12 protein-coding genes are annotated in these 16,213 nt (G+C 44.5%); all 12 read right to left on the reverse strand.

Annotated features, from left to right (window positions below; translation table 11 throughout):
• Positions 1-5: 5 nt before the first annotated feature.
• The 12 genes from IGJ12_RS11440 to IGJ12_RS11495 all read right to left on the reverse strand — a co-directional run bounded on the left by IGJ12_RS11440 (position 6) and on the right by IGJ12_RS11495 (position 16,091).
• A complete protein-coding gene (locus IGJ12_RS11440) occupies positions 6-1,226 on the reverse strand; it encodes an MFS transporter (protein ID WP_430619045.1) in 1,221 nt (406 codons plus the stop codon).
• A gap of 188 nt (positions 1,227-1,414) precedes the next feature.
• A complete protein-coding gene (locus tag IGJ12_RS11445; protein WP_430619046.1) occupies positions 1,415-2,014 on the reverse strand; it encodes a YczE/YyaS/YitT family protein in 600 nt (199 codons plus the stop codon).
• Between the two features lie 107 nt (positions 2,015-2,121).
• The gene (locus IGJ12_RS11450; protein ID WP_430619047.1) at positions 2,122-3,606 is read right to left on the reverse strand and encodes a response regulator transcription factor; all 1,485 of its coding nucleotides are present in this window, start codon (positions 3,604-3,606) and stop codon (positions 2,122-2,124) included.
• Positions 3,599-5,347, reverse strand: coding sequence for a sensor histidine kinase (locus tag IGJ12_RS11455; protein ID WP_008378953.1), 1,749 nt, complete (start codon positions 5,345-5,347; stop codon positions 3,599-3,601). Before IGJ12_RS11455 ends, IGJ12_RS11450 begins: the two co-directional genes overlap by 8 nt.
• Positions 5,340-5,960, reverse strand: coding sequence for a DUF624 domain-containing protein (locus tag IGJ12_RS11460; protein ID WP_008378954.1), 621 nt, complete (start codon positions 5,958-5,960; stop codon positions 5,340-5,342). Before IGJ12_RS11460 ends, IGJ12_RS11455 begins: the two co-directional genes overlap by 8 nt.
• Positions 5,961-6,233: 273 nt before the next feature.
• Positions 6,234-7,703: an ABC transporter substrate-binding protein gene (locus IGJ12_RS11465; RefSeq protein ID WP_430619048.1), complete on the reverse strand. Its 1,470-nt coding sequence runs from the start codon at positions 7,701-7,703 to the stop codon at positions 6,234-6,236.
• A 27-nt stretch (positions 7,704-7,730) separates the two neighbouring features.
• Positions 7,731-8,651, reverse strand: a complete 921-nt coding sequence (locus IGJ12_RS11470; RefSeq protein WP_005225516.1) for a carbohydrate ABC transporter permease — start codon at positions 8,649-8,651, stop codon at positions 7,731-7,733.
• Between the two features lie 13 nt (positions 8,652-8,664).
• Positions 8,665-9,546: an ABC transporter permease gene (locus IGJ12_RS11475; RefSeq protein WP_086294872.1), complete on the reverse strand. Its 882-nt coding sequence runs from the start codon at positions 9,544-9,546 to the stop codon at positions 8,665-8,667.
• A gap of 240 nt (positions 9,547-9,786) precedes the next feature.
• Positions 9,787-11,178, reverse strand: coding sequence for a glycoside hydrolase family 1 protein (locus tag IGJ12_RS11480; protein ID WP_400449663.1), 1,392 nt, complete (start codon positions 11,176-11,178; stop codon positions 9,787-9,789).
• Positions 11,171-12,046, reverse strand: a complete 876-nt coding sequence (locus tag IGJ12_RS11485) for an ROK family protein (RefSeq protein WP_430619049.1) — start codon at positions 12,044-12,046, stop codon at positions 11,171-11,173. The genes IGJ12_RS11480 and IGJ12_RS11485 overlap by 8 nt, the downstream gene beginning before the upstream one ends.
• A gap of 3 nt (positions 12,047-12,049) precedes the next feature.
• Positions 12,050-14,728: an alpha-mannosidase gene (locus IGJ12_RS11490; RefSeq protein WP_430619050.1), complete on the reverse strand. Its 2,679-nt coding sequence runs from the start codon at positions 14,726-14,728 to the stop codon at positions 12,050-12,052.
• A 73-nt stretch (positions 14,729-14,801) separates the two neighbouring features.
• A complete protein-coding gene (locus IGJ12_RS11495; RefSeq protein WP_016613582.1) occupies positions 14,802-16,091 on the reverse strand; it encodes a glycoside hydrolase family 125 protein in 1,290 nt (429 codons plus the stop codon).
• Positions 16,092-16,213: the final 122 nt, after the last annotated feature.

Consider the following 16,213-nt stretch of genomic DNA (forward strand, 5'->3'; position numbering starts at 1 on the left):
TTTTTTTATTCTTTTGTGGATTCTTGAAAAACCAGCAACGGAAGCTGTCGTTTTTTGTGCATTTGTTGAACCAAATAAATTCCTGCCAGCAAGATGATCGGGAAAATGATCGCACCTAAAATCCCAACCTGCAGCTGTTGTCCCGACCATTCGACGATGCTACCGACGACAGCGGGTCCGATTGAACATCCTAGATCTCCCGCTAATGCCAAATAAGCAAATAGCGCCGTCCCGCCGTTGCGAATGTATTGCGCAGAAAGACTAAAGACCCCCGGCCACATGATCCCTACGGCAAAACCGCTTAAGCCGCAGCCAAGGAACCCGATCAATGGCAATGAAGCAAAGCCGATCATCATATACGCCAGTAGGCAAAGCAAAACACTCAAAAACATAAAGCGTTTCAAATCGATTCGTTCTCCAAATTTGCCGTAAAGCAAGCGGGAGATCCCCATCATCAAGGCAAAAACCATCGGTCCTGCCAAATCGCCTAGTGTCTTACTAACACCTAAGCCCTGTTCAGCAAAGGTTGATGCCCATTGGCTGACTGCTTGTTCGCTGGCTCCAGCACAGACCATCATCACCAGAAACAGCCAAAAGCTTTTCAAGGAAAAGAGCTGCCGAGTGGTCAACCCTCGTTCTCCTTCGGCAACGATTGGCGCCAACGGGACTTTGGTAAAGAAAAACAAATTGACCAACGGGATCAGCGCCCAGACGATCGCTAAAATCGGCCACTGTTGAATACCGAACACCATGAAGAACGCCGTTGAGAACAAAACGACCCCCACGTACCCCCAGCAATAAAACGAGTGCAGCATGCTCATCGTTTTTTCCTTATGTTCCGTTGGACAGGCTTCAACGATGGGACTGACTAAAACTTCCAGCAAGCCACCGCCAATGGCATACAATAAAACCGCTGCTAATAATCCGCTAAACGGGGTCGGAAACCATAAGGGAAAAATGGCTAAACCAATCAAGCCGATCGCTGCAAAAAAATGCGCCGCTACGATCGAAATACGATAGCCGATACGGTCTACAAAAAAGATTGCTGCAAAATCGACGGCTAACTGAGTCAAAAAGTTAAAACTGACCAACAAAGTTATCTGGCTGATTGGTAGCTGGTATTGGCTTTGAAAGGTCAAAAATAATAAGGGGGCAAAATTATTGATCACGGCTTGAACGATGTACCCTACAAAGCAAGCCGCAATCGTCGAACGATAACTTTTCATTTTCACTTCTCCTTTACTCGTCTTATCAGTATACCAAGTCCAATCAGTCGGGAACCATGGAGAAAACACTTTTTTTACCCAGAGAATCTTAAGGAAATCAGGATTCCTCTTTCTTCAGCTGATTTCCTTAAATGGAAGCAGCAAAAAAGCTGCCCTCTCAGACAGCTTTTTCCGACTTATTCTCAAGGCTAGGCGTTTTTCCTCCGGGCAGCGATGGTTTTCATGGTGGCTTCAAAGATTGGGCCAATAAAGACGATACACAAGAGAGTACCTAACCCCACACTGGCGCCTAACGCAAAACCGATCAAGACCATCGCAGCATCCAAGCCGATACGGATCGTTTTTTGGGTCAATTTGCTTCGCTTGTAGATCAAGGCCGTCAAGGCTTCTAACGCCGCTGAACCTTTGCTGGAAGAAACGTAGATACCAGCGCCGATGCCAAATAAGATCGGTGCAGCGAAAATAGCAATCCATGGGTAGAAAGGCAAATGAATTGATACTTTGTCCATCACTGGTTCAAAGATCCCAATCAACAAGCCTAAGCCGATCCCGTTGATAAAACTGCCAATGCCTAATTCGGCACGATCAAAGACTGCAACGATCAACAAAACAACAATGTTAAAACACAAACTGGCTATCCAAAAAGGGACATCGATAAAATTCAAAATTCCTAACAAAAACGTACTGATCGTATCATATCCTTGATGGGCAGTGATCAATAAGGATATGGCTAACGCAATCAGCCCGGTACCTATCAAAACTTGTGCAAATTTTTTGGTTTCTTTCACAACATCACGCTCTCTTCTTTATTTTTCCTCTCTTAGTTTACCGTGAAAGCGTCACAATTACTATCATTTAATCACAAAAACCGGATTTTTTTTGAAGAAATCTAAATTCAATCAAGGGATTCATAATGCTGTTCATAGGTATCGCGAAACTCTTTGGGGGTCAAGCCATTTAACTTCTTAAACATCTTCGAAAAATAGTTGGTATTGTTGTAACCGATGCAATCCCCGATCTCACTGATCGTGGCTTTCGAATGAAGCAGCAGCTGTTGAGCTTGCTTGATTCGCACCAGATTGACGTACTGATTAAAACTCATTTCCGTTTCTTTCTTAAAGAGTTGCCCCAAATAAACAACGCTAACGTGCAGTTCTTCTGCCGCTGATTTGACCGTCAAATCATGGGTGTAGCCTTCTTCAATCAGCTGGATCGTCTTTTGAACGATCTCTGAATAACGTTTTTGCGGCGGCTGCGATTTGGCCAGCTCCAACACATCATCAAAAAGTTGCCGCAAATCTGCCAATGTATTGGTCTCGCGAATCCGTGCCAAAATCTGCTCATGGTTTTCTTGGGAAAGCACCGGCAGTTGCCGATAAATATCATTGAACAACAAAAAAGAAACATAGCGAACATGTTCAGGGTCTGCTTGGGTTTGTTCCAAAATAGCGAACATTTTATCTAGCTCATGTTGGATTGTTTTAACATCCCCGATGGTCAGCGCTTTGTTAAAAGATAGAAACGGTAGTTCTTCGTTTCGCTCTAATATATCCACGTGGATCGTCTGTTCTTGTAAAAACAGATCTGGATAGAAGGCTTGCAGCGATTGAACCTGCTTGATTTTCTCATAGGCTTTATACAAATTCTCCCACTCGTTGATGGTTTCGCTCATGATCAACTGCCAGTCTTTACTATTAAGCTGCTGGGCTAGTGCTTTTAAGTCAGCGTTGATTTGCTGTCTTGGTCCGGCTGCGGTAATGATCACTTGGTTTTCATCTAATCGCCCTGGTAAGATCAATGGCTGATCGTGTTGCTGAAAAAACGTCGTGATTTTTTGTAAGATCTCGGCAGTCCCATTGAACTGCAAAACGGTAAAGGGGGCTGCTAGCGGCACCCTCTGTTGCGCCAGCAAATGGAGGTACTCGCTTTCGTTCAATTCATCATTCAACCAAAGCAGCAGGCTTGATTCTTGATAAAGTTCTTTTTCTGCCAACAGTTTTTGCTGCTCCTCTAACTCAGCTGCAATCGCTTGAACACTGCTACGCAGTTCTTCTTTGTTAACAGGTTTGACTAGATAATTACGCACACCTAACGCCATGCCTTGTTTGACAAAGGCAAACTCTTGATAACCAGATAGAATGATCGAAAAAAATCGATTCCCAAACGCTTGCGCTTGGCGGATCATATCGATGCCGTTCATTTCTGGCATCCGAATATCCGTGATCAGCAAATCAACGGAATGTTCTTGTAGATACTCGAGGGCCTCACTAGCACTTTTCGCTGTATGCACCACCTCAAAGCCCAGCTCTTGCCAAGGCAAGATCATTTGCAGCCCTTGCAAGATCATATATTCATCATCAACGAACATTGCTTTATACATCTGCCTCATGCCCCCTTTGCAAATTGTTTTCATCTAGACGGATCTTGACCGTAAACCCAGCGGCTGCTTGAGACGTAACGTCCATTTGATAAGCGCCATTGAACATGCCCCGCAACCGTTCGTGAACATTTTTGATCCCGATTGAGGTTTGGGCTCCGATCTCCTGATTTTGCAATTCTTCATGAATCATTCCTAACTGCTGCGGATCTGCGCCTTTGCCGTTGTCTTTGACTTCAATCACGATTTGACCGGCTTCTTTATAAGCTTTGATACTGATGGCGTTATCATTGCGCTGATAATCGATGCCGTGAACAAAATAGTTTTCGACAAGTGGCTGCAGTGTGAACTTCGGCAATTCCAACTGTTCTAATGCCGGATCGATGGTTACATGATAGGCGATCTTATCTGGGTAGCGCATCTGAAACAAGTAGACATATTTTTCACAAAAATCGATTTCTTCTTTTAAGGTCTTCGTCTTTTCTTGCGTCGTGTTGTTCCGTAATAGGGCCGAAAAAGCATAGACGACATCCGCCAGCTCTTCTTGGTTGCGGCTCAAGGCATACATTCGAATGTATTCTAATGTGTTATAGAGAAAATGCGGATTGATCTGGGCTTGCAGCGCCCGCATGTCGGCATCCCGTTGTTTGATCTCTAGCGTGTAAATATCTTTGATGTACTCGTTGATACTGTAGGTCATTTGATTGATGGCTTCTGCGATTTCTTTCAGCTCTTGTTGGACATTGGCGGTATCGATCCGTTTGTCAAAATTCCCTTGGCTGACTTCTTTCGTCGCATAGACGATCTGCTGTACTTGCGATGTATAGCGCTTAAAGGTGCGATGAAGCACCCATAGGACTAATAAGAGAATCCCGATCCCGAAACTAAAGATCCAGATGGCACTAGAAAAAATATCACGCCAGATCACCCTTTTTGACAACAAAACCAGGGACACTTCTCCGCTGACAGTGGTTTGTTTTTTGATATAAAAGTCTTTCGAAAGAGTGTCGTGAATGGTTCCGTGAGCAACCGCCTGATCTATTTTGGCTAAAGTTTCCTTGCTGAGGTTCGTGGCATCCTTGTAAAGGCGCTGACCATTTGAGGTAAACAAAAAACTGTTGATTCCATGAACTTGGTTGTCTTCTTGTCGATTGGCTAAAACATCGTCTGAACGAAAGATCACGTAGACTTGTCCTAAGGGCTGGGCATAATTACTTGGTTGGGCGATCGAACGAACAAAAAACAGACGATTTTTTAAATCAATCTGTTTGCCGCTGTGTTTTTCTCCATAAGGTGTATCCGGCGTTGCCACTAATGTCTCATTGCTTTCATCCAATTGAATGATGATCTCTTCGATACTAGGATGATTACGAATCAAACGATAGAGAATATTGGGCAAGTAAACACTCTGTCCCGTCTGGCGAAAAATATCATTACTATAGGAAAAATAATCTGGCAATGAAAGCTGCAAATAGTTGCGTAATGATTCAAAGGCGGTATCTGAACTAGTAAATTCGCCAAGTACCGTTGAAACAACGGTATTTTGATCTTGCACGTAAGCATCCAGCTGCAAGCTTGTGCTCTCCACTAAACGTTCACTCGTAGTAAAACGATCCGCTCCGGTATAAGCGGTCAGGACCAACATAATAATGATGGAGATGATCACCAAGAGTACACTGTACAGCTGCATCAACTGATTGATCAAAAAATCATGTTTGAACAAACGAAAACGCCACTTAGTCATGTGCCAAATCCCGATCAATGACGTTTTTTTCCTGACTGATCGCCACATGGCACCATAAAATCAGTAAGCTGAATGTTCCAAAGAGCAAGAGCCCTTTCATCATCCAAGTAAAAACTAGAATACTAGCGATCCCAACCAGCAATTTTAGAAAGGTCGCCATATGAAGAAACAGACACACAAAGGACAATTTCAGGTTATTCCACAAGGATATCTCATAAGACGTGTCAAAAACCACACTTAACAGGTACAGTAAAACACTCAATCCACTGACAACAACTAAAACAAAAGAGATCATCAACCAAATCAAGCCTTGGATCTGGGTAGCTAAATACAGGTTATACACTAAGAACCCTGTCAGTAGGAAGAACAGATAAAACTGCTTATTGGCCTTGACAAAGACGTTGCGCCAAATGCGCCATGCGCTACGAAAACTTTGATTCTCATAATTTAGTCCATCTTCGTGGATCAAAGCACTGATGGTATGAAACGCTGGACCAATCCCTAAGATTCCCCCACCGGCAAGCGTCAATACGACAAAAAACAAATTCAACTTCACGATCGCCCAAATCAAGCGAAAGCCCTTGACCAACCCGCTATTTGCTGTTTCTTCCATTTAAAATTCCTCCCTTATTTGTTCCCTACCGAAAATGTAGCATGATTCCAGCTTCCTACTCAAGCTACCTGAGAATCTTTTAATGCTATGTACGTTTTAGATGCAACATGCTTGCTGTTTGAACGTTAAAAACAAAAGTAACGTTTTTATCAAAGATTTTGCTATTTACTTTAAAAGAAAAAGCAGCCAAAAGCTAGACGTGGGAACCATTGGTCCTGATGCGTTTAGCCTCCGGCTTGCTTGATCTATTGATTTATGAGAACCACCTGTTACTTATTCTTGGCTTGCGCGGTACTCATCAAATTGTTTTTGCATTTCATCGCGGACCTTCTCCCAGCCAGCGGTTTTTAATTCTTCGTTTAGTTTCGGAACATTTTCTTCTGGATCGATCGTTCCGGTTGCTAAACTTGCTTTGTAACGGTTCATGACATTGGCGATATTCGTGATTTCTGTTTTCACATTATCAGTCTTGAAGTTGAACCCTAAGATTGGTGATGCTTCCGCGTTAGCAATGTTTTCATCACGCTCTTTGATCATATCGTCTGTGATGGATTCTTGTGTGTAAAGGATCATGTTGTTCCCAGTGTTCCAAGCAGCCATCCGGGTATTTGGCAAGTAGCCATCAAGGAGACGGATTTTGTTGTCTTGGCCTTCGATTTTTTCCCATGCTTCACCTTCGACACCCCAAACCAATCCATTCAACAATTCAGGATCGCTGTTCAACAAGCCCAACACTTCCACTGCTTTTTCTTTGTTTTTCGAAACATTCGCTACGACAAAGTTTGCCATTTGCGCTTGTCCGGTTGATTTTAATTGTTTCGTGATTGGACGTGAAACCAATTCATGACCTGCGGCATTGCTTAAGATCGTATCACCGTAATCCATTGGTCCTTGGGTTTCTTCACGCATGAACCATGTGTTGCCTTCTAATGGGTAACCAGTTGTATTGGTGGCTGCATCGGTTGGGATCAAGCCTTCGTTGTACCATTTGTGCATCAATTTCAAGTTTTCCATTTGTTCATCATCTTCGTATTGATTGATGATCTTCGTTGTATCGCCATCCAATTTGACAGCAAATGGGTAATCTTTCCCAATCACATAATCATAGTTTCCAGAAACATTAAAGGTTTGTCCGATCGCAAACGGTGCGATGTTTGGTTCTTCTTCTTTGAACTTCTTCAACACGTCTTCGGCATCTACATAAGATTCGATCCCGCTGATATCCAAATCATATTTGTCTAAATATTGTTTATTGAAGGTCAAGACTTGTTGGGCATAAATATTGCCGTTGACTGGAAAGGCATATAATTTTCCGTCGATCGTATTGCCTTTGATATAAGATTCGTCTAATTGATCATACGCTTCTTTGGCATATTTTGGTGCTAACTCCGTCAAATCTGCATACGCGCCTTTTTGCGCATTGGCAACATAGTTTGAGGCAAAAGAAATATCGTAGTTTTCACCCGATGAAATGATGGTGCTCATTTTTTGATCCCAGTCTCCCCAGCCGATGTACTGCAGATCGATGCGAGCGTTGGTTTTTTCTTCAATGCGTTTATTAGCGATCTCCATTAATTGATCAAAGTTTTCTGGCTTGTCCCCGACTTGATACATCAATAAAGTCGTTACGCCGTCTGCATTGTTCTCTGAATCGGATGTTGCGCCGTTCGACCCACAGGCAGCCATTCCCAAAGTTGCCGCTGCGGCCATCCCAGCAAAAGCTGTTTTTTTCCACAAATTCATTTTTGTTTCCTCCCTATACTTATTTGATTATTCTTTGACGCCACCAATTGTCAGACCACCGACAAAATACCGTTGGAAGAATGGATAGGTGATCGCAATCGGTAAGGTTGCAACAACAACGATTGCCATGCGAGCAGTTTCGCTTGGCAAAGCGGCCAAACCGCCTTGGATCTGGGCAGCCATGCCGGAGCTTTTGGCTAGATAGTCCAAGTTGCTTTGAATCCGCATCAAAAGTGCTTGTAACGGCACTAAAGAGTCTTTTTGAATATACAACAATGCATTGAACCAGTCGTTCCAATAGCCAAGAGCGGCAAATAGACTGATCGTTGCGATCCCTGGAACCGCTAACGGCAACACGATGGACAGAAAAATCTTCATTTCGCTGGCACCGTCGATGCGCGCAGATTCTATAATACTATCTGGTACCGTCTTTTTAAAGAAGGTCCGCATAACAAGGATATTAAAAGGCCCTAAGGCAAGGGGTAAGATCAATGCCCAAATCGTGTCTTTCAATTGGATCAAGTTGACCATCACTAAGTAATTGGCAACCATCCCTGGCGCAAATAACATGGTGATCAAAGCGAAGATCGTAAAGAACCGACGGAATGGAAAATTTGAGCGAGAGATGACATAGGCATATAGCGAAGTCATCGTTGCATTGACGAAGGTACCAAAAACAGTGATAAAAATAGATACGCCAAATGCTTGGAAAATTTTGCTGCTCATTTGTCCGCTAAACAGGTAGGTATATGCTGCGAACGAAAATTCTTGTGGCCAAAAGCGATAGCCGTTTTCTGCCAAAGAGGTTTCACTGGTCAATGAGATCGCGATCACAAAGAGAAACGGCAAGACACAGGAAATCGCGAACAGACCGATCACGATATTAAAAATCAGGTTGACCGTTGGGTTAAAGGAGCGGATCTCGACTTTCGTTACTTTTTTCTTCATTTATCCATCCTCCTTAGAATAATGCTGAATCTGGTTCTAGTTTACGAACAACCAAATTCGCTGTTAGTAATAATAATGCCCCAACCACTGATTGATAAAGGCCGGCAGCTGCGGTCATCCCGAAGTCGCCTGTGGCAGTCAGTCCATTATAAATGTACGTATCTAAAACGGAGGTGACTTGGTACAACGCCCCAGAGTTTCGTGGGACTTGATAGAAAAGTCCGAAGTCGGCACGGAAGATCCCACCGATGTTCAAAATCAACAAGACGGAAATCATTGGAATCAGTTGTGGCAACGTCACATTTTTAATCTGCTGCCATTTGCTGGCGCCATCGACCATCGCGGCTTCGTAATACGTTTGATCGATCCCGACCACTGACGCATAATAGATGATGCTGTTGTAGCCTAAGCTCTTCCAGACATTCATAAAGACGAAAATAAACGGCCACCATTTCGGATCAGCATACCAGTTGATTCCTTCACCGCCCATACCCGTGATCCATTGGTTGATGATCCCTTTGTCTGGACTCAAAAAGGCATAGACAAAGTACGAAATAACCACCCAAGAAAGGAAGTACGGCAACAGTGACATCGTGTGATAAACTTTTACCAAACGCTTATTGCGTAGCTCACTCATTATAATGGCAAAGGCAATCGCAAAGAATAGGTTGAATGCTAAAAATACGATATTGTAGAGTAACGTATTTCTAGTAATCAGCCAAGCATCATTGGATGCAAATAAAAATTTAAAGTTATCAAAGCCGACCCACGGGCTTTGTTTCAAACTGGCAAAAAAGCCGTCTGGTGAAATGTGGAAATCTTTGAACGCCACCACATTTGCGAATACAGGTATATAGAAAAAAAAGATAAACCAGACAACACCTGGCAAAGCCATCAATATTAACGCTTTGTATTGCCAGACATTCCTCCAAAACCCCTTTTTCTTCACATCTCATCATCTCCTTCATGCTACTAGAATAACGCTTTCATCCCTAAAAAATAAGGAACAAACTAAAGATAAAATGAAACAAATTAAAGGTCTTTGTTTATATTTTGTTTTTATTCTCTAAAAACCAGAAAAACGTCCTACCTTTTGCAAGATAGGACGCTTCATTGATTTGTTTTTTATGAATGTTCAGTCGACAAAGCCGTTTTGCTGAATCACTTCGCGGAACCACTCACCTGACTTTTTGATGGTGCGTTTTTGGGTAGCCAAATCAACGGCAATAAACCCGTAACGATTTTTGAATTCATTCAGCCAAGACCAATTGTCCATGCAGGTCCACATGTGATACCCGCGGCACTGGCTGCCTTCTTGGATCGCTTGGTGTACATACCGCAAATGATCTTTGATAAAGGTGATGCGGTACTCATCTTGGATCTGACCGCTGGCATCGATAAAGCGTGTTTCATCTTCGACTCCCATGCCGTTTTCTGAAATATAACAGGGGATATTGCCGTAGTTGTCTCGTAGGTTGATCAAGGTATCATAAATGCCTCGCTCATAAATCTCCCAGCCTCGATGGGGATTGATTTTCTTTTCTGGCCAATCATAAACATCGAAGTAATCTTCTGGCATTGGAGTGTCCGCTGTTTTGGCAGAACGCTTTTGCTGCACCCGCCGCGGCTGATAATAGTTGACCCCCAAGAGATCGACCGTGTTTTCTTTAATGATCTGCAAATCTTCGGCTCTGGTTTCTGGCATGATCGCCAACTCGTTTAAGACAGAGATCAATTCTTCAGGAAAGGTGCCTTTGACCGCTGGATCTAAGAAGGATCGGTTAAAAAAGGCATCTGCCAGTTGCGCCGCTTGGACATCTTTTTCATCGTTCGGATCTTTCGGATAAGTCGGTGTCAAATTCAAGATGATGCCGATTTCGCCTGGTTGCTGAGACTGACGGAAGCGTTGGATCGCTAAGGCGCTGGCGAGTGCTTCATGGTAGCCAACTTGCACCGCGTGAGCCAAATTGATTTCTGCTGGGTAATGCTGCTGATACAAATACCCCATCTCCACTGGCACGATCGGTTCATTTTGCGTGAACCAACGGCGGACTTGATCACCGAACAATTCAAAACACAAAGCGGCATAATCTGCAAATGCTGTGACAGTCTCGCGATTGAGCCAGCCGCCTTCTTTTTGCAGTGCCATCGGCATATCAAAATGATACAAATTGATGAAGGGCTCGATGCCATGATCGATCAAAGTGGCGAAGTACTCGCGATAAAACGTCACCGCTTGTTGATTGACCGCCCCTCTTCCTTCTGGCAGCAAGCGACTCCACTGGATCGAGGTTCGAAAAGAATTAAAACCGATCTCTTTCATCAGCGCCACATCTTCTGGGTAACGCTGTAGCAGCTGGACGGTATCTTTGGGTCCCCGTTTTTGATAAAAACGTTCTGGCTCCGTTGCGTACCAATAGTCCCAAATCGAATCGCCTTTGCCATCATCGGCCGTTCGTCCTTCAGTTTGCGGACCGCTGGCAGCGGCTCCCCACCAAAAATCTTTAGGAAAATGCAGGTTAGTCATGGGCAGTCACCTGCTCTTTGCCTAACAAGAGACAGCCGATAATGCCACTTTTGTTCGGCAAGCCCCAAGTGACGATGTAGTCTTCCACTGGTGGTGTCTCCATATAGCCTGCCATTTGTTTCAGGAAGGCTTGTTGGATTTGAGCGAGTAAATGCGGCTGATTCATGACCCCACCGCCTAAAATGATTATCTCAGGTGCTAAAGTTAACGTGATATTGACCAGCGCTTGCCCAAGATAAAAGGCCTGCAACCCCCAAATCTCGTGCGCTTGCGGCAAGTCTTGTCCTTTGATCCCCGTACGTCCTTCCAAAGAAGGCCCTGCGGCTAATCCTTCCAAACAGTCGCCGTGATACGGGCATGTACCAGCATACATATCTTCACTGTGGCGTTTGACATAGGTATGACCGATTTCTGGATGACCGATCCCTTCGAAAATCTTTCCTTCACGAACGACCCCGGCGCCAATGCCGGTCCCGACCGTCAAATAGACACAGCTGTCTTTGCCTTGTGCCGCTCCTTGGCGTAATTCTCCATAAGCGGCAGCATTGACATCTGTTGTCCAAGCAAATGCTGTCTCTGGGTAGCGCTTCTTCAACCCACCGAGAAAATCGAACTGCTGCCAGCCCTGTTTCGGCGTGGCTAGTATGTGGCCATAGGTCGCTTGGGTTGGATCGATCCCGATCGGACCAAAGGAACCGACCCCTAATGACACGAGATCGTAGGGATCGAAAAAGGCAAAGATCGCCGCTAACGTTTCCTCTGGCGTTGTCGTTGGGATCGACTCTTGGGCGATGATCGTCAGCTGTTCATCGGCAACGGCACAAATCATTTTTGTGCCGCCGGCTTCAATTCCTCCGTAAACCATCATTTCTCACTCCTTTACTCCAATGGTTCGAATTTCATATGGGTGTAATTGCTCATTGACGGACGATGCTTGTTCTTCCTCTAATAGGTTCAACAGACAGAGTGTCGCCTGCTCTTTTTGCACATGAAAGGCAGTGGCTTGATCCGCCAAATTATAGCCCCGCAAAACGATCTGCTGGTCTTGGCGATTGCGTTTTAAGGCGGTGATAGCTACCGTCGTTCCATGAGCTTCCATGTATTGGTTGCTGCTGGCTAGCTTGCCTTGATGCTTGTCGGTCTGGCTTGCCGTCCAAGGAACTTGGGCAGCTTGTGCTTGGCGATACGTTTCATAACGTTCTTCAGGAGCCCCATGACAGGCTACGCCATATTCAAAGGTGTGGCTGCCTAAGCATTGCGCTTCTGGTGTTGGGAAGTAGCCCCAATCGCCTAGCTCTCCCGTACAGCGCAACAAGGTCAAGCAGATCTGATCCTTCACGATTTCATATTCGTTCAAACCAAAATTAGAAACCGTCATGCCGCCTGTTTCATCATGCAAGTTGACAAAGGCGTGTTGATGCTGCGGATTCGTTGGGTTTTCCCAATGACTGGAAACCTGATTCGGCCGTTTTACGACTTCATAAATGCTGTCAGCTTCATGGAAATCCGTGATAATCCCTGTTGGGAATAAAACCCGCAGTCGGTGATCTTTGCTTTGGTTGTTGACGGTGGTTTTAAATGCCAGGCGGTTGCTGGTTCGTTCTAAGCGAATCTCCGTCTCGATCTTGAAAGCAACCAATTCTTGACTCCGCTGTGCTTTACGGAAACGGAAATCGACGACAGCTTTTTGTTCTTCTAACAAACGGTCATCTGCTGAAACAGGAATCTGTAATTCTTGTGTCAGTCGCACAATTCCCACCAGCGGATCGTTTTGTTCGATCGTCACCTGATGCGGAAATTGCGTCGATAAGATTGCTTGATCCCCTTCTGGTTGTTTGAAGATGTACTCATTGGCGATATCCCCCACATCCTCGAAAACCAGTAAATTGCGATACGTTTTTTGGGTTGCTTTGTCTGTAATCGTCAAGCTGCCGTTTTCAGTAATGACGGCTTCCAAATGTGCGTTGGCAAGTTTACGCCCTCCTTCTGAAACGATCGGTGCGCTCTCTACTGGCGTAGCGGCTTTTTCCACTAGGGCAAAGGTCTGCCATGAAAATTCCGGCAACTGGTTTGCTTCTACTTGAACCGTGACAAAGCGTTTCATGAAAGGAATCCGAAAGGCATCTTTAGGCAATTCATAGTCAAAAAGGACCTCTTCTTCACTGATGATCGCAGCAACAGGTTTCCCCTGTTCATCGATCACCGAATAAGAACCTTTTGGCTTCGCCAATAATTCGTGGTAAAGCTTGCTTGGCAATCCTTCACGGAATGTTTTACGCTCAAGTTCGATCACGACTTCCACTAAACCAGAACGGGTGCTGCCAGTGGTGTTGAAGACCACAAAGGGACGACTCTCCTCAGGAAACCTGCTCGTGTCGATGGCGGCTACTAAATTGCGTAACGCTTCATCTGCCACGAACTTACCAATTTCATTGGCTTTTTCAAACCGCGGCATCATTTCTCGGTGTACTTCGTCCACTGAACAGCCGCAGATACTGTCGTGAGGATGATTTTGCATCAGTGTTTTCCACGCATGATCCAACATATCGTGAGGATAGCTGCCGCTTGCTTCATAAGCCATAGTTGCTAATGGTTCAGCGACATTTTCTAATTGGCGGGAAACCTTTGTATTCCATTGTTTCAGATAGACTCGGGAAGAGGCGGTATTGGCTAGAGTATACCAACCATCGGTTTCTTGACTGGTCAATTCACCTGTGACAGTTCCTAGGTCATCTGGCAGATCTGCTTGCACCGCTTCAAGGTATTCGGTAAAGCTGGCGTGTTTGAATTCATACTCTGGGAAAAGCTCGTTAGCTGTACGAATCGCTGCCGAAATGTCTTTTTGGACAGGTTGATGATCGACCCCATTCATCATTAAGTAATGATTGGTGGCACCAAATTTCTCTACATCTTGCAGTTTTTGTGTCCAAAAAGCTTTGGCTTCTGCTTTATCCACTGGAATCTCATTGCCATTGGAGTACCAGTTGGCAAAAAGTAGACCAAAGATTTGACTGCCATCTGGACCTTCCCAATGCATTTCAGAATATTGGGAAGTAAATTGATCATCGGGTAAAACTTCGTTGTCAAAGCCGATTGGTTTGACGCCACGTCCAAATGCAGCACTTTCAAGATTGGCTTGCAGCATCATTTGCGGGGTTTGCCCCATATTGCCGAAAGTATCTGGGAAATACCCCAACATAACAGGGGTGCCCCACTTTTTGCTTTCTGCCATTCCAATCAGCATATTACGGGTGTTTGATTCAGCACTTATCAAAAAGTCATCTTGCAAAATATAAAACGGACCGATCTGTAATTTTCCTTGTTTGATGGCCGCTTTGACCGCTTCGCGTTTTTCAGGTCGCACTCCTAAATAGTCATCCAAGATGATCGTCTGCCCATCTAGATGGAAGCTGTGGAACTCAGGGTCATTTTCAATTAACTCTAAAAGATCATCCATCAATTCAACTAGCCGCATGTGATGCTGTTCGTAAGGCATGTACCATTCCCGATCCCAGTGGCTGTGAGAGATGATATAAACTTGTTTCTTCATTGATTTTTACTCCTCGCTGTTTGCGTCGTTGGACTGCTTTTTGTGTCACTCGAACGGTCGTGGGTCGTGCTGCTTATTTTTCCACTCGGATATCGAAATAATCCATGACCAATTCACAAAACATCATGTTCGCCCAAGAGAACCATTCTCTCGTGTATTGCGAAGGATCATCGACATCGAACCCTTCATGCATCAAATTTGTACCCGCATCTGTCGCCACTAACTGATCCAAAATTCGTTTCTTTTCTTCTTTGTCAGTGGTGGTCATGCCTTCCATTGCCATGGCGATCGGCCACACATAATTTTCTGGCGTATGAGAGCTGCCAATGCCTTTAGCGTATTTGCCTTCATAGAAATACGGATTTTCACTGCTTAACAACGTTTTACGGGTCTGAAGATAAAGGGGATCTTCCATACTGCCATACCCCAAGTAAGGGGCGGCGATCAAATTCGGCACGTTGCTGTCATCCATCAGTGTGCCATTGCCGAATCCATCCACTTCATACGCGTAGACTTCTTCGCCAGCTTGATTTTTGGTCAACCCGTATGCTTTAATCCCTGCTTCGATCTCTGCTTGCAATTTTTTCGCTTGTGCCACGATCGCTGTGTCTTCTAAAACCGTCGTAAAGATTTCTTGGATATAGCCTAAGACCACCACCGCAAACATATTGGAGGGAATCAAATAGCCGTATTTGCAGGCATCATCACTTGGTCGAAAACCTGACCAAGTCAAGCCAACGGGTTTCACCGGCGCGCCTTTGCCGTCATGAGTCAAGGTATCTTCTTTTCGCCAGGTATCCCGTTCAAAGCGATACGGGGATTCCTCATGGTTTTGTTCTGTTACAAACACCTCCAAGGCTTTTTTGATGCCTGTTACAAAATCATCATTGAACTGATCGGTTCTGCCTGTGTTTTTATATAGCAGATAGGCCAGTTGGATCGGATAACACAAAGAATCGATCTCATATTTGCGTTCCCAGATCCAATCGTTCATTTCTGTATCGTCTGTTTGGTGGCCAGCGCCATTGGCTGATTCGTTAAAGGCATTTGCGTAAGGATCGATCGTAATATAGTAGAATTGCTTCTTGACCAACCCGCTGATCATACTTGCTAAGTCTTCATCTTCTTTGGCGATCACTAAATACGGACGAACTTGCGCAGTGGAATCTCGCAGCCACATAGCTGGAATATCCCCCGTCAGTAAAAAGGTCGTGCCATCCTCATGACGCTTGACCGTCGTTAATAGTGTATTGGCAAAAGCTGCATTAAAATTTTTCGCCCAATCGGCATGCGTTTCTCCGCATAGATCCGTAATCGTTTCCATAAATGTTGCTACTGAAGTTGGTATTTCTTTATAAACCATTCCATCACCTTCCTGATTTGATATATCAATTTACGAACCTAGTATATCATGAATCATGTGAATGTCTAGCGCTTTTTCAAAATAATTAAAGGGTTTTCATTTTTATCGGTTTATGGTATGCT

The sequence above is a fragment of the Enterococcus sp. DIV0802b genome (assembly GCF_050543535.1).
GTDB lineage: Bacteria > Bacillota > Bacilli > Lactobacillales > Enterococcaceae > Enterococcus_D > Enterococcus_D entomosocium.

Coding starts and splice junctions, on each gene's coding strand:
- IGJ12_RS11460 (WP_008378954.1), bottom strand. CDS start 5,960: ATGGAAGAAACAGCAAATAGCGGGTTGGTCAAGGGCTTTCGCTTGATT.
- IGJ12_RS11455 (WP_008378953.1), bottom strand. CDS start 5,347: ATGACTAAGTGGCGTTTTCGTTTGTTCAAACATGATTTTTTGATCAAT.
- IGJ12_RS11485 (WP_430619049.1), bottom strand. CDS start 12,046: ATGATGGTTTACGGAGGAATTGAAGCCGGCGGCACAAAAATGATTTGT.
- IGJ12_RS11475 (WP_086294872.1), bottom strand. CDS start 9,546: ATGGCTTTGCCAGGTGTTGTCTGGTTTATCTTTTTTTTCTATATACCT.
- IGJ12_RS11490 (WP_430619050.1), bottom strand. CDS start 14,728: ATGAAGAAACAAGTTTATATCATCTCTCACAGCCACTGGGATCGGGAA.
- IGJ12_RS11495 (WP_016613582.1), bottom strand. CDS start 16,091: ATGGTTTATAAAGAAATACCAACTTCAGTAGCAACATTTATGGAAACG.
- IGJ12_RS11440 (WP_430619045.1), bottom strand. CDS start 1,226: ATGAAAAGTTATCGTTCGACGATTGCGGCTTGCTTTGTAGGGTACATC.
- IGJ12_RS11470 (WP_005225516.1), bottom strand. CDS start 8,651: ATGAAGAAAAAAGTAACGAAAGTCGAGATCCGCTCCTTTAACCCAACG.
- IGJ12_RS11465 (WP_430619048.1), bottom strand. CDS start 7,703: ATGAATTTGTGGAAAAAAACAGCTTTTGCTGGGATGGCCGCAGCGGCA.
- IGJ12_RS11450 (WP_430619047.1), bottom strand. CDS start 3,606: ATGTATAAAGCAATGTTCGTTGATGATGAATATATGATCTTGCAAGGG.
- IGJ12_RS11480 (WP_400449663.1), bottom strand. CDS start 11,178: ATGACTAACCTGCATTTTCCTAAAGATTTTTGGTGGGGAGCCGCTGCC.